16 protein-coding genes are annotated in these 13,074 nt (G+C 58.9%); 8 read left to right on the forward strand and 8 right to left on the reverse strand.

The features are described 5' to 3' along the window. Nucleotides 1-53: 53 nt before the first annotated feature. From A8O26_RS28295 to A8O26_RS28305, 3 genes are all read right to left on the reverse strand, one after another. Entirely contained in the window at nt 54-956 is a 903-nt protein-coding gene (locus tag A8O26_RS28295; protein WP_064120889.1) for a TIGR03915 family putative DNA repair protein, read from the reverse strand. Continuing rightward, entirely contained in the window at nt 953-2,173 is a 1,221-nt protein-coding gene (locus tag A8O26_RS28300) for a putative DNA modification/repair radical SAM protein (protein WP_064120890.1), read from the reverse strand. The genes A8O26_RS28295 and A8O26_RS28300 overlap by 4 nt, the downstream gene beginning before the upstream one ends. Before the next feature lie 93 nt (nt 2,174-2,266). Further along, nucleotides 2,267-3,025 (reverse strand): ArsR/SmtB family transcription factor, encoded by a 759-nt coding sequence (locus A8O26_RS28305; RefSeq protein WP_064120891.1) that lies wholly within the window; start codon nt 3,023-3,025, stop codon nt 2,267-2,269. A 78-nt stretch (nt 3,026-3,103) separates the two neighbouring features. On the opposite strand from A8O26_RS28305, the gene A8O26_RS28310 reads away from it, so the two are divergent. Next, nucleotides 3,104-4,207 (forward strand): cytochrome P450, encoded by a 1,104-nt coding sequence (locus A8O26_RS28310; protein WP_064120892.1) that lies wholly within the window; start codon nt 3,104-3,106, stop codon nt 4,205-4,207. Here A8O26_RS28310 and dmeF read toward each other — a convergent pair. Continuing rightward, on the reverse strand, nt 4,204-5,136 hold the full coding sequence (dmeF, locus tag A8O26_RS28315) for a CDF family Co(II)/Ni(II) efflux transporter DmeF (protein ID WP_064120893.1): 933 nt from the start codon (nt 5,134-5,136) through the stop codon (nt 4,204-4,206). The two genes, A8O26_RS28310 and dmeF, sit on opposite strands and share 4 nt — an antisense overlap. A gap of 12 nt (nt 5,137-5,148) precedes the next feature. Then, a complete protein-coding gene (locus tag A8O26_RS28320; RefSeq protein ID WP_064120894.1) occupies nt 5,149-5,424 on the reverse strand; it encodes a metal/formaldehyde-sensitive transcriptional repressor in 276 nt (91 codons plus the stop codon). Nucleotides 5,425-6,044: 620 nt separating this feature from the next. On the opposite strand from A8O26_RS28320, the gene A8O26_RS28325 reads away from it, so the two are divergent. The 5 genes from A8O26_RS28325 to A8O26_RS28345 all read left to right on the forward strand — a co-directional run bounded on the left by A8O26_RS28325 (nt 6,045) and on the right by A8O26_RS28345 (nt 8,822). Continuing rightward, nucleotides 6,045-6,425 carry a DUF6124 family protein gene (locus A8O26_RS28325; RefSeq protein ID WP_064120895.1) on the forward strand — a complete coding sequence of 127 codons (381 nt, stop codon included), beginning with the start codon at nt 6,045-6,047 and terminating at the stop codon, nt 6,423-6,425. Between the two features lie 2 nt (nt 6,426-6,427). Then, a complete protein-coding gene (locus A8O26_RS28330) occupies nt 6,428-6,697 on the forward strand; it encodes a hypothetical protein (protein ID WP_064120896.1) in 270 nt (89 codons plus the stop codon). A 306-nt stretch (nt 6,698-7,003) separates the two neighbouring features. Then, on the forward strand, nt 7,004-8,224 hold the full coding sequence (locus A8O26_RS28335) for a colicin E3/pyocin S6 family cytotoxin (RefSeq protein WP_064120897.1): 1,221 nt from the start codon (nt 7,004-7,006) through the stop codon (nt 8,222-8,224). Between the two features lie 14 nt (nt 8,225-8,238). Then, nucleotides 8,239-8,478 carry a pyocin S6 family toxin immunity protein gene (locus A8O26_RS28340; RefSeq protein WP_064120898.1) on the forward strand — a complete coding sequence of 80 codons (240 nt, stop codon included), beginning with the start codon at nt 8,239-8,241 and terminating at the stop codon, nt 8,476-8,478. An 8-nt stretch (nt 8,479-8,486) separates the two neighbouring features. Further along, nucleotides 8,487-8,822, forward strand: coding sequence for a hypothetical protein (locus A8O26_RS28345; RefSeq protein ID WP_064120899.1), 336 nt, complete (start codon nt 8,487-8,489; stop codon nt 8,820-8,822). A 63-nt stretch (nt 8,823-8,885) separates the two neighbouring features. On the opposite strand, the gene A8O26_RS28350 is transcribed toward A8O26_RS28345, so the two are convergent. Beyond that, on the reverse strand, nt 8,886-9,224 hold the full coding sequence (locus A8O26_RS28350; protein WP_064120900.1) for an FKBP-type peptidyl-prolyl cis-trans isomerase: 339 nt from the start codon (nt 9,222-9,224) through the stop codon (nt 8,886-8,888). A gap of 163 nt (nt 9,225-9,387) precedes the next feature. Between A8O26_RS28350 and A8O26_RS28355 the strand changes: the two genes are divergently transcribed. Further along, nucleotides 9,388-10,464, forward strand: a complete 1,077-nt coding sequence (locus tag A8O26_RS28355) for a sensor domain-containing diguanylate cyclase (protein WP_064120901.1) — start codon at nt 9,388-9,390, stop codon at nt 10,462-10,464. Nucleotides 10,465-10,469: 5 nt separating this feature from the next. On the opposite strand, the gene A8O26_RS28360 is transcribed toward A8O26_RS28355, so the two are convergent. Continuing rightward, on the reverse strand, nt 10,470-10,934 hold the full coding sequence (locus A8O26_RS28360; protein WP_064120902.1) for a hypothetical protein: 465 nt from the start codon (nt 10,932-10,934) through the stop codon (nt 10,470-10,472). Between the two features lie 101 nt (nt 10,935-11,035). Beyond that, on the reverse strand, nt 11,036-11,341 hold the full coding sequence (locus A8O26_RS28365) for an RcnB family protein (protein WP_064120903.1): 306 nt from the start codon (nt 11,339-11,341) through the stop codon (nt 11,036-11,038). Between the two features lie 430 nt (nt 11,342-11,771). Between A8O26_RS28365 and A8O26_RS28370 the strand changes: the two genes are divergently transcribed. Next, entirely contained in the window at nt 11,772-13,064 is a 1,293-nt protein-coding gene (locus A8O26_RS28370) for an MFS transporter (RefSeq protein WP_064120904.1), read from the forward strand. The last annotated feature ends 10 nt before the right edge of the window (nt 13,065-13,074 follow it).

Below are 13,074 nucleotides of genomic sequence, written 5' to 3' on the forward strand. Positions count from 1 at the left end.
GGGAAAGGGAGCCGATCTCGGTTGTTCTCCAGACTGAAGTTCGACGCGGTTTTTCAGGTCGATGTCGTACGGGAGAACACCTCGGTCAGCTCCCTCTCCCTCCGGGAGAGGGCTGGGGTGAGGGTAGGCTTTTCGCTCTTCAAGGCAATCCGTTTACCAAGCCGATCAGCTATCCCACTCGCCTGCCCATTCTGCTGCTTGCCCATTCGCGCCTGCGTAATCAACCCGGGAATCAGCTCCCCCTCCGGCAGATTCTTCCAGAACCGCACCGGCAAATGTCCCTGCATGACCTTCTCGTTCAACCGCGCCGGATTGAAGATGTGGCTGTAATAGGTCAGCCACAGATCACCATGGGGATCGTCGACGTTCTGCGCCAGTTGCTGCCATTCCAGCGGGCATTGGCGCTGATGGATCAGTTGCTCACCATCGTAATAAACCCCGTCGCGCGGCGTGGCGATCAACCAACGATGCCGGCCCATGCGCCCGATAAAATGCTCGCTGGCGCTGCGCAGGATGTCATGGGCGGGTTCATGCCAAGCCACGTATTGCGGGCCCGCGCTGGATAACGGACGTTCGATGAAGCGCACAAACGCATGCAGGTGATGGGCTTCCCGATTCACCTGTTTAATTCGCCGCTGCAGTTCGCTGCCCAGTTTGTCCCCGGCGAGCATGGCCGTGCGATCACCATGGCTGACCCGCCACAACACCTCGTAGAGCAAACTCCAGCGCTGATCACCCCGGTATTGCGCGGCTTGCTCCAGCGTGTCGAGCAGCACCCGCGGGATGCGCGCCATAAACGGCCCCTGCCCTTCAGGCACAGGGTCATCACTGGCGAACAAATCGCCCACGCCTTCCGACGCCCAGCTCACCAGACTTGGGTCGACTTCATGGCTAAGCAGCCAGCGCGCCTGTTGCCGCCAGGTGTCGAACAGGTCATCGCAATCGAGGTTGATCATCCCCACAACCCCATCTGCTGCGGCATCGGCCGGTCGCGCAATTGCTGATAGAGCAAGTGGCTGGTGACTTCGGCCTGCTGCGGGTGGTAATCGCTGGTGATGATGAACGGCTTGGCTTTGGCCAGTACGCAACGCATGCGCGCGACATCTTCGTAGCGGATCCGCCGCTGTCGGCGCAGCTCGACCAAGCGTTCGGTGGTGCGCAAGCCGATGCCAGGGATGCGTGCAATCAACGACGCGTCGGCGCGGTTGAGGTCCAGCGGGAACACCTCGCGATTCTGCAACGCCCAGGCCAGTTTCGGGTCGATGTCCAAGGCCAGATTACCCGGCCCCTTGAGCAACTCATCGGCGCTGTAACCGTAGCTGCGCAAAAGAAAATCTGCCTGATACAAACGGTGCTCGCGCATCAGCGGTGGTGCGGCCAGCGGCACGCTTTTCGGACTGTCGGGGATCGGGCTGAAGGCCGAATAGTAGACCCGGCGTAGACGGAAATTGCCGTACAGCGACTGGGCACTGTGCAAGATCGTGCTGTCGTCGGTGTCATCGGCACCGACGATCAGTTGCGTGCTCTGCCCGGCCGGGGCGAACTTCGCCGAGCGCGGTTCGTTCAACACGGTCTGCACGCCGGTGTAGATGGTATTCATCGCCTGTTTGATCGAAGCGATGTCCTTCTCCGGTGCCAGCATTTGCAGGCTGGCGTCGGTCGGCAATTCGATGTTGACGCTCAGGCGATCGGCGTAGCGCCCCGCCTCCTCGATCAACGCCGGATCCGCTTCGGGGATGGTTTTGAGGTGGATGTAGCCACGAAACTCATGCTCTTCGCGCAGCAGCTTGGCGACCCGCACCAATTGCTCCATGGTGTAATCCGCCGAGCGGATGATGCCGGAACTGAGAAACAGCCCGCTGACGCAGTTGCGCCGGTAAAAATCCATGGTCAGCGCGACGACTTCTTCAGGGGTGAAACGAGCGCGCGGCACATCGCTGGAACGGCGGTTGACGCAGTATTGGCAATCGTAGAGGCAGAAATTGGTCAGCAGAATTTTCAACAACGACACGCAACGCCCGTCCGGCGTATAGCTGTGGCAGATGCCCATGCCATCGGTCGAACCCAGCCCGCTTTTGCCCTCGGAGCTGCGCTTGGGCGCGCCACTGCTGGCGCAAGAGGCGTCGTACTTGGCGGCGTCGGCGAGGATGCTCAGCTTGTCGATGATTTGCATGGCGCGGGCTCTATACTGTGTGCATATACAGTATAGAGCCCGCGCGCAGGGTTCAAGGGCAAACTTTGCCCTTCGTCGGTCAGGCGATTTTATCTACCGAACGTTGATCGTTGCCGCAATGGATGGCGTGCTGCGCGGCATCCTTACTGCGTCAGCCGCAGGCAACGCCAAAGCAAACCGAACGCCGATTTCCTTTCTGCCCAGTGTCGTCAACGCCAACGCCCGACTGTCCATGTCCTGAGTCAGCCACTTGCGCTTCAACGCCGCTTGCAACAGCGCCGCACCCAGCGACCCGCCCAGATGCGGTCGACGCATGCTCCAGTCCAGGCACGGACAGGCAAACTTGCGCCGCAACGTACTCAAATCCTGCACTTCAATGCCCAGGCCTTCAAACAACGCCTCCCCACTCTCACTCAGGCAATACGCGTGCTCGTCGGTTTCGAGCATCCACCCCGCCTCGATCAACCGATCATGCAGCAACACCGCCAGGGTGCCGGCCATATGGTCGTAACAGGTGCGGGCGAATTGCAGGCGATCCGGCGTGTGCGCTTTGAAGGTCGGCGTGGCGTTCTGGCCGATCACCATCAAGGCTTCGAGGGCCTGAGCCACGCGTTTATCGGCGAGGCTGTAATAACGATGGCGGCCCTGCACGTGCAGGCGCACCAGCGCCAGGTCCTTGAGTTTGGCCAAGTGCGCGCTGGCGGTGGAGGCGCTGACTTCGGCAATGGCCGCCAATTCGGTGCTGGTGCGGGCGTGGCCGTCCATCAGTGAGCAGAGGATTTTGGTGCGCGCCGGCTCCGCGATGGCCGCCGCCACCTGCGAGACACCGATGTCTTGATGTTCTGCGTGCATATTTCGCTCCCGGACGAATCGTCGTCGCTGCGAACTGAAGATACTCGCATCACTTTCCCGACGACAAGGCTGCGAAACATGGACCCGATCATCGCTGCGACTCATGCCGACCCTTATCCTTATTACGCCGAACTGCGTGCTCAGGGCGGGCTGACCTTTCATCACGGACTGAAACTGTGGGTCGCCAGCAGCGCCCGCGCGGTGTGTGCCGTGCTGGCCAGTGCCGATTGCCGGGTGCGTCCGCCTCAGGAACCGGTGCCCAAGGCAATCGCCTCGGGCATGGCCGGCAGGGTTTTCGCGCAGTTGATGCGGATGAATGATGGCGAACGTCAGCGCTGCCCGCGCTCGGCGATCGAGCCCGCACTGGGCTTGATTGATCAGGCGCAGATTCGCGCGCTGGTGGCGGCGCGCCTGCTCAGCGACGATGCCGACGGCCTCTATAAAGCCATGTTTCGCGGGCCGGTGTGCGTGCTGGCGGCACTGCTCGGTTTCACGCCGGCGCAGGGCCGGGCGATCAGCGAGCTGACGGCGGACTTCGTCGCGTGCCTGTCGCCGCTGAGCAACGATCTGCAACTGGCAGCGGCGCATACGGCGGCTGAGCAATTGCGCGGGTATTTCATCGAGTTGCTCGCCGAATCGAACAGCGAATTGCTGACGGCTATTGAGCAGCGATTTGAAGGCGATGAGGACACGCTGATCGCCAATCTGATTGGCCTGTGTTCGCAGACCCATGAAGCCACAGCCGGGTTGATCGGCAATGCGCTGGTGACGTTGCGCCGTCAGCCGGCGTTAAGCGCAGCCCCGATGGATGCTCTGTTGGCCGAAGTTCAGCGCTTTGATCCATCGGTGCAGAACACCCGGCGCTTTGTCGTCCAGCCTTGCGAGATTGACGGTGTCCGCGTCGAAGCCGGTGACGTGATACTCGTGCTGATGGCCTCGGCCAATCGCGATCCGGCCCTCAATGAACATCCCGATGAGTTCCTGCTGGAGCGGCCGAACCGGCGCAGTTTCAGTTTTGGCAGTGGCCGGCATCAGTGTCCGGGGCAGGCGCTGGCAATGAGCATCGCCAGCGCCACGGTGGGTGAAATACTCGCCCACGGTGTCGACCTGAATCGGCTGAACTGGCATTACCGCCCGTCGCTCAACGGCCGCATCCCGATGTTCAGCGAGGCAACGGCTTAAGCGCTGCGCAGCTCGATGGTCAGGTGCGACAGCTCATGCACCGGCGCCAGCCGTTCGCGAATCACCTCCGCCGTGACACCTGCTGCCGCGACCACACTGACGATCGCCACCCGCGCCTGCGGGCCGACTTGCCACACGTGCAGGTCGCTGATGCGCACATCATTCGAGGTTTCCAGCAGCTCGCGGATCTGCGCCGCGACCGGCTCATCGGTGGCGTCGAGCAGCACGGCCGCACTGTCGCGCATCAGGTTGTACGCCCACTTGGCAATGACGATGGCGCCGACAATGCCCATCACCGGGTCCAGCCACACCCAGCCCAGATAGCGCCCGGCCAGCAGTGCGGCAATCGCCAGCACCGAGGTCAAGGCATCGGCGAGCACATGGACATAGGCCGAACGCAGATTGTTGTCGTGATGGTGGTGATGATGATCATGGCCGTGATCATGCGAGTGTCCGTGGTCGTGGCCATGCTTGCCCATCAGCAGAAAAGCGCTGATCAGGTTCACCGCCAGGCCCACGATCGCAATCACCGTCGCCTCGCCAAACGCCACCGTGGTCGGCTGGAACAGACGCAAAACAGATTCACCGGCAATGCCCAGCGACACCAGCCCGAGAATCATCGCCGAAGCAAAACCGGCCAGATCGCCGACTTTACCGGTGCCGAAACTGTAGCGCCGGTTATTGGCGTGGCGCCGGGCAAAACCGTAAGCCGCCGCCGCGATACCCAAGGCGCCAGCGTGGGTTGCCATGTGGAAACCGTCGGCCAGCAACGCCATGGAACCGGTGATGTAACCGGCAGCGATCTCGGCAATCATCATCACAAAAGTCAGCGCCACCACCCACAGCGTGCGCCGCGCGTTTTCATCGTGCGAGGCGCCGAGAAACTGGTGATCGTGGCTGAAGCGGTCAGCCTTGGGAGTCAATGTCATGATGTTTGCGCTCTATTTGGCGTAACGGCGGATGGCTTGCAGCAATTCTTCAACGCCCTGCGCGCGTTCGTCATCGCTCAGCCCCGGACGGGCAACGTGTTCACGGGCGTGAGCCTCGACGAATTGCTCCAACAAACCGTTGACCGCCCCGCGAATCGCCGCCACCAAGTGCAACGTCTTGGCGCAATCGGCGTCGCCCTCCAGCGCTTTCTCGACAGCCTGAACCTGCCCGGCAATGCGCCGGACGCGGTTGAGCAGTTCGTCTTTGTGTTCGTGAATGTGCGACATACCTATACCCCCTACCCCTATGTAGCGAGAATCATCGTCGATGGCTTCGGCAATCGCAAGCTCGGCTTGGTCTGAACGGGATGAGCGGGATGCAATGAACGACATCGCCCCCTGTGGGAGCGAGCCTGCTCGCGAAAGCGGTGTGTCATATTACGAAGATGCTGGTGGTGCCGGCCTCTTCGCGAGCAGGCTCGCTCCCACAGTTTTTCGGCGGTGTGATCGAACTCCCCGCCCGACACAAATCCCTGTGGGAGCCAACCTAGTGGTGATGGCGAACTGAAAAACGCAGCATCATTTCGGCATCATCCAGCAGGCTACAGCGCCTTGCGCCTTTGCCTACAACTAAGCCAGAATCCGCCGCTTGTGCGGCTTGGGGGGCGCCGGTAACTTGGTTCGCGTCACTGAATGTTCAGTGATCGGGTTTAGTCGCTCGGTGTTTTCTCAAGTTCGCAAGCTGTTATTCAGTCTGGCATTTCGATGCCTGCACTCAATGGCGGCTGTGCGCAGGGCGCTTTCGAGCGCGCCGGTAATGCTTGGGATGCCGGTCGACTAACCTGCGTATAGCTGCCACCTAATGTTTAGTCGCAGAACGGTGTCAGCCTCATTGAGGTTCCCAGCATATGTTCAAGATAACGCCAAATCCGCCCGAAACAGACGCGGAAATCGATCCAAATCCAACGTCCCCCTATTCCACACCGGGCTCCAGAAAACTCCACGAAGCCGCCGAACGCGCCCTCGACCACTACCTGAAACCCACACCGCCTTCACCACCGCGCAGACCCAGCACCATGTTCCTCGTCGACCCCAACACCGGCGCCGAAGACCTCATGGCCCATGCCTGCGAATCAATGGCTTCGGCCAGCGTCATGCTCAGCGACTTCGCCGCCCTGCTCGACTCGCCCTACCGCAACACCGTGCTCGGCATCCAGCAAGTGGTCATGCTCGGCGAACTCGCGGTCAACCGCGCCCTCGACAAAATCGACCCCGCCCTGAGGCAATAACCATGACCCACAAAACAGATGCACAAGTCGTCGCGGCACTGGTGGCCATGGGTTTCAACGAGCGGGACGGACGCTGGGCACAGAACGCCTGCTTGGTGCTCTTCGAAAGCGAACGCGAATCCATCGTCGTCTCCGCCGTCACCGTCCTTCCCCAACTCGATGAACTGGAAATCGACGCCGTGCTACCCGCACTGCGCCGCGTGACCCGCCGGTTCCCCTCACTGCAAAAAACCGTGGCCGACACACTGGCCGAGATGGCGCACGCAGCCTGACTGACCGCGTAATCGTTCTTCGCGAGCAGGCTCGCTCCCACACTAGATCTGCGCTGCACTCAAATCCCATGAGCATCCGCGATCAACTGTAGGAGTGAGCCTGCTCGCGATGGCTTTCTTTCTGCTAACAAATATCTGAAAACCAGACCGTAGGAAGGCCCGAGCGAGTTGGCGTACCTGCCGATGTACCAATCCTGATTTTTTACACTTGTAACAACTGTCGCAATTTCAGACCCGTCCTACATCCATCAAACGCCCATTCATTTAGCGTCCGCATCGTTTTCTGACGAAAGAACAAGGACGCTCATGACGCGAAAGACAGACAGACCTCGGGTTCAAAACCCACCGGCCGGTGACGGACACCACATCACTAGCCGCTACATGACCGACAGCGAGTTGGCAGAGCGGGAAGCTAGACAAACCGCCTATGACGACATGCTTGCCAGACAGCAAGCCTACGAAAATAGCCTAATCAAACAGCCACAACAGCCTATGCCCGATGCAAAAGGTTGCGTGTTCGCTAAAAGCTGCCAACTTCCGGATGGTGTAATCAACCATGTCAGTAGTACCGGATTTATTCCGGTCGAGAAGTTGGCTGATTTTGGAGAGTTGTCTTTGTTGGGCGGCCGCGAGCGAGACACTGCTGGGAACATCCCGCTAAAAAAAGTAGGAGGCCGTAATTTTCCCGCTGAGGCAGGAACGCTTCTATTAGCTACGACTACCACTGCAAGCCCAGGCGCAAGTGCGGTGAGTGGTGCAAGTGCAGTGACGGGAGGTGTTGTCGCTGGTGCATTGCTCGGCATGGTTGCTCTGCTTTGGCCTTCGAGTTTGGGCGACAGCTCGCTATACACAGAAGAACAACTTAAATCGCTTGAGAAAGGTCGCACTCGTGTCCGATTGCGTTTAGAACAACAGGCTGACGGCACCTTGAAAGGATATGGGTACAACACCCAGACGCGAAGCGATTGGGAGATGATTCCTGTCGTACGGTTCGTGAAGCAAGGCACACAGCAAGTCGCAGATTTCGGCAATGGCGCAAAATTGATCTGGACACCCGCTGTAGACCCCACCAAGACAACGGTAATTCCACCGTTGGAAAGCACACCACGAGTACCTCAGATCTGGATTTACCCGCCGACTGAGCAAGCAGACAAGATCATCGTTAATCCGGTTTACCCACCTGAGTACCACGACTTCATCTTGGTTTTTCCGGCTGACTCCGGGGTGTCACCCCTGTATGTTGTTATTTCAAGGCCCGCTCTCGGCGGCGATATCAAGTACCACAGACCTCCCTCAACACTTCCCGCATTCCCGGATGCCTTTCCTGTCAAATCCAAAAGCAGTGTTCAAGGCGGAGGCGGTAGACGCAGCCGATGGAAAGATAGAAAAGGCCGGATCTATGAATGGGACAGTAAAACCGGTGCGATCGAGCTTTATAACAAGCAAGGCAAGCATCTCGGCGAGTTTAACCACGAGACTGGGGAACAAATCGATCCCGCAGACCCCGAAAGATCAACCCCGAAGTAAACAGGAGGCTACAGATGTTTTTATGGATTAGCGGTTTCTTAAAAGGTGACGACGAAGACGACGCCTTAAAATACGAACTTACAGTTGGACCGAAATTTGAACCTGCAGTCTTGGCTGCAATGGGTTGGAAAAGCCTTGATGAAAGTCCCGACGGCGAATGGCTGCTGACCTCGGATCAAGCTCAAAAAATCGGCATGGTGATTAACGAAAAACTGCCATCGGAACTCGATCTTTTTATCGGCATCAGGGGTTAATTTCGCCAATGGGTCTCATCTATCAAAATCCACGGATACCCCACGATGAGGCCATCCTCCTACTTGCCAGCGGCACGGATGCAGACATAAGCGCCGCACTCGTATCCATTGGCCTGAATGAAACCGATAGAAACTGGGCTCAGGACATCTGCCTGAAACACCTCACCAGCAAAACCGAAGCAATTGTGGCCGCTGCGACTACTGCACTCGGGCACATCGCTCGCCGACATGGCGAGCTGGATACTGAAACAGTTTTTGCGGCACTCGAATCTGTGAAGCGAATGCACCCTTCGCTACAAGGGATCATTGAAGACACGCTCGACGATATCGACATATTCACCTGATCATCCCTGGCTACATTCGGATGAAGTTACGAGCTTCATCCGAGCCAGCTCCAGCCGCCCACCTCAATCCTCCCGCGTCAGCACTTCCAACAACTCAATCTCAAACACCAGATTCGAATTCGGCGGGATCTTGCCCATCGTCCGCTCGCCATACCCCAGATGCGCCGGCACCAGCAATTTACGTTTGCCCCCCACCTGCATGCCCATCAAGCCCTGATCCCAACCCTGGATCACCCGCCCGGTGCCAATCACGCACTGAAAAGGTTTGCCGCGGCTATAGGAAGAATCGAACTCGCTGCCGTCTTCCAGCCAACCGATGTATTGAGTTGTGATCAGCGCGCCTTTGACTGCGGCTTTGCCTTCGCCGACCTGAAGATCGATTACCTGCAGTTCATCATTCATAACATTCACTCTATTGTTCAGCCGACCGCCGTTTTCCCAGAAATGCCGGGGATTGGCAACCTGCCAGCGCAGATCAACGTGGTATCGGAACTGAGTATTGAAGCATTAACATAGCCAACCGCCACTACCCCACGGATCGACCCGCCATGCTGGCAGCGCCCGAATGACTCTGTTCTGGATCAGCCTTGCCATGGGCGCGATCTTGCTCGCCATCATCGCTCTGCTGTTGTGGCGCGAACGCGGTTTGCGCAGGCAGCTTGCGCAATACCGGGATCTGCTGACGCGTGCTGCTGATGGCCAGCACATTCAGCAGGACGGCGACGTCGAGCGTTTCAAGCGCAGCCAGTACTTTGCGCGCATCGGCACTTGGGACTGGGAAGTCGACACGGATCGGCTGTACTGGTCGGATGCGATTTACGGCATGTTCGGCTTCAAGATCGGTGAAATCACACCGTCCTATGCGTTGTTCTGTTCCTGTGTCCATCCGGATGACCGCACCAAGGTGCGCGAAGGCGAACTGCGTTGCCTGGAAACCGGCGAAAACCACGATGAGGAATACCGCGTGGTGTGGCCCGACGGCACGATTCGCTGGCTACGGGAAACCGGCAACGTGGTGCGCAACGACCACGACGCGGTGGTGAAAATGATGGGCGTGGTGCGCGACATCACCGAAGAAAAAGCTTCCGCCAGCTACCTGCAACACCTCGCTCACTTCGATCCGCTGACCGGGCTGCCCAATCGCTTGGTGCTGGAACAACGCTTGTCCGAAGCACTGGATCACGCGCGGCAGACCGAGACCCGCGTCGCACTGGTGTTCGTCGACCTCAACGGTTTCAAAACCATCAACGACCGCTACGGCCATGCCGCCGGCGACCGCGTGCTGATCACCACGGCAACACGGTTGAAACGCATCCTGCGCGCCACCGACACCGTCGCGCGCATTGGCGGCGATGAGTTTGTGGTGATCCTGCAAGACCTGTCGCCGAGCCTGAGTTTGCAGGACGAAGCCCGCAGCATCTGCCAGAAAATTTTCATCGAACTGTCGCCCCCGATCAGCATCGGCAACGACCAGCGCCATATCGGTACCAGCCTTGGCGTGGCAGTGTTTCCGGACCATGCGACGGCCATGGATCGCTTGCTGCACATTGCCGATCTGGCGATGTATGAGGCCAAGCGCAGTGGCAATAATCAGTATCGAATAGGGGGTGGGCAGGTGATGAATCAGGTTCGGGTCGAGTAGCTCGATCAGTCCGCAGGCAGGCCAAACGGAACGCCGTTGAAGGTATGCGTGCAGCAACGGCAATGAGGTTTCATCTCTTCGGCAGTCAGCTGCGGGTTGACGATTTGCAGCTGCTTTTGCCCATCGACGAACAGGCCGTTGAAGTAGGCCGACTCGCCCAGTCGCACAATGTCCTCACGATCCTCTTCATGGATGGCAACCATCCAGAACACCGGCTCTGGCCGATCAAGGCGAGAAACCGCTTCGCTGAAAATCTCATCCCAATGACCGCCGACGCGGGATAACAGAAAACGAAACAGCGGCGTGTAGTCATAGCCGTGGTGTTTGATGCCGTGCATCGAGCCGCGCGTAGCCTCGCTACGGCTTTGCGCTTTGGTGTTTCGTTGATCACGGTAGTGCCCGCCTGGGTTGTTGCGCCAGACATTGTGGGCGGTGGTGTTTTCTTTGCGATACAGCGGTTTCTTTTCCAACGTGTTGCTCCTTACTTCTCTTCACTCGAAACGCCCCACGGGTTTTACCCGAACGGCGCTCGATTGCAATCAACCGTCCATGGCTGATTATTGCCGGAGGTTTAACGCGGAACCGGTTTCATCTCGACAATGGTGCCGTTGGTGATCATCACCATGACGTACTGGTCATTGATCTGCACCCACTGTGCCTGATCGACCGGTTTTTTCAGGCCTTTGGTTTTCCAGTCGATGGCTTTTTCGCTGCGTTGATAAATGTCCGGGGCGCGGTCGTTGACCTTCAATTCGCGGTCGCTGACCGGGGATTGAACGGTGGGATCGCTTGAGGTTTGCGCCGCTTGAACAAGAGGGCTGATCCCGGCAATGCCGGCGACGAGGGCCAGGCTGGCGATTAGGGTTTTGCTGTTCATCGGTGAACCTCCATTGATGTGTGATACCTGAACTCGGACTGCACAGTTCGGCAATCATTCCTTGTTTTTTGCCTGGGTTGCCTGAGGGATTGTAGTCGCCAGTCGGGCCGCCATCGCTGGCAAGCCACACACAAGGGGCCAGGGTGTTAGCGAAAGTTGCAGGCACCCCGAAAACCTGTGGGAGCGAGCCTGCTCGCGAATGGGTCAGCACAATCGACATTTCATCGCCTGATTCACCGCTTTCGCGAGCAGGCTCGCTCCCACAGGGTTAGTGAGTGGGTCGGGATTTGGGCATTGATCGGCTTTGCACATCAATCCATGCCAATAATGCAATTAACATCCAGTTACACCTGAGCGACCATCCGCCTCAATAAGAACCGTGCGCTGCCTCTCCGTGGCGCACGTCATAAAAGCGGTGGAGTCCTTTGCTATGACAGCCTCAATCCCACACGGCGGCTCGCGGGCCGGTGCCATTTTCCGGGTGACCTCGGGAAACTTCCTCGAACAGTTCGACTTCTTCCTGTTCGGCTTCTACGCCACGCAGATCGCGGCGGTGTTCTTTCCGGCGAGCAGTGAGTTCGCTTCCCTGATGATGACGTTCGCGGTGTTCGGCGCAGGCTTTCTGATGCGTCCGCTGGGCGCCATCGTGCTCGGTGCGTACATCGATGATGTCGGTCGGCGCAAAGGCTTGATCGTCACGCTGTCGATCATGGCCAGCGGCACGATCCTGATTGTGCTGGTGCCCGGATACGAGAGCATCGGCCTGTTTGCGCCAGCGCTGGTGTTGATCGGACGCCTACTGCAAGGCTTCTCCGCCGGCGCGGAATTGGGCGGTGTTTCGGTGTACCTCTCCGAGATCGCCACGCCGGGGCGCAAGGGTTTCTTCACCGCTTGGCAATCGGCCAGTCAGCAAGTGGCGATCATCGTTGCTGCCGCGCTGGGCTACGCGCTGAACGCGTGGATGGCGCCGGACGTGATTGCCGATTGGGGCTGGCGGATTCCGTTTTTCGTGGGTTGCATGATCGTGCCGTTCATCTTTTTCCTGCGCCGTAACCTGGCGGAAACCGAAGAGTTCGCCGCACGCAAACACCGCCCGAGCATGGGCGAAGTGTTCCGCACGCTCGGCCAGAACTGGGTGGTGGTGCTTGGCGGGATGTTGATGGTCGCACTGACCACCACCGCGTTTTACCTGATCACCGTGTACGCGCCGACCTTCGGCAAAACCGTGCTGCACCTGAGCACGTCCGATGCGCTGCTGGTGACCTTGCTGGTCGGTGTGTCGAACTTCTTCTGGTTGCCGATTGGCGGCATGTTGTCGGATCGCATCGGCCGTCGCCCGGTGCTGATCGCGATGTCACTGCTGGCGCTGGCCACCACCTATCCGGCGCTGTCGTACCTGGTGCAGGCGCCGAGTTTCAGCCACATGCTGCTGTCGCTGTTGTGGCTGTCGTTTATCTACGGCATGTACAACGGCGCGATGATTCCGGCGCTGACCGAAATCATGCCGGTGGAAGTGCGCGTCGCCGGTTTCTCTCTCGCTTACAGCCTGGCCACGGCAATTTTCGGTGGTTTCACCCCGGCGATGTCGACCTTCCTGATCCAGTACACCGGCGACAAAGCCGCGCCGGGTTACTGGATGAGCATCGGTGCGCTGTGTGCGTTGTGCGCCACTCTTTATCTGTACCGCCGTGCCGGTGGTCGTCTGCAACCTGTCGCGGCCTGAGGAAAACTCG

The organism is Pseudomonas fluorescens (genome assembly GCF_001648775.1).
In the GTDB taxonomy this organism is placed as follows: domain Bacteria; phylum Pseudomonadota; class Gammaproteobacteria; order Pseudomonadales; family Pseudomonadaceae; genus Aquipseudomonas; species Aquipseudomonas fluorescens_M.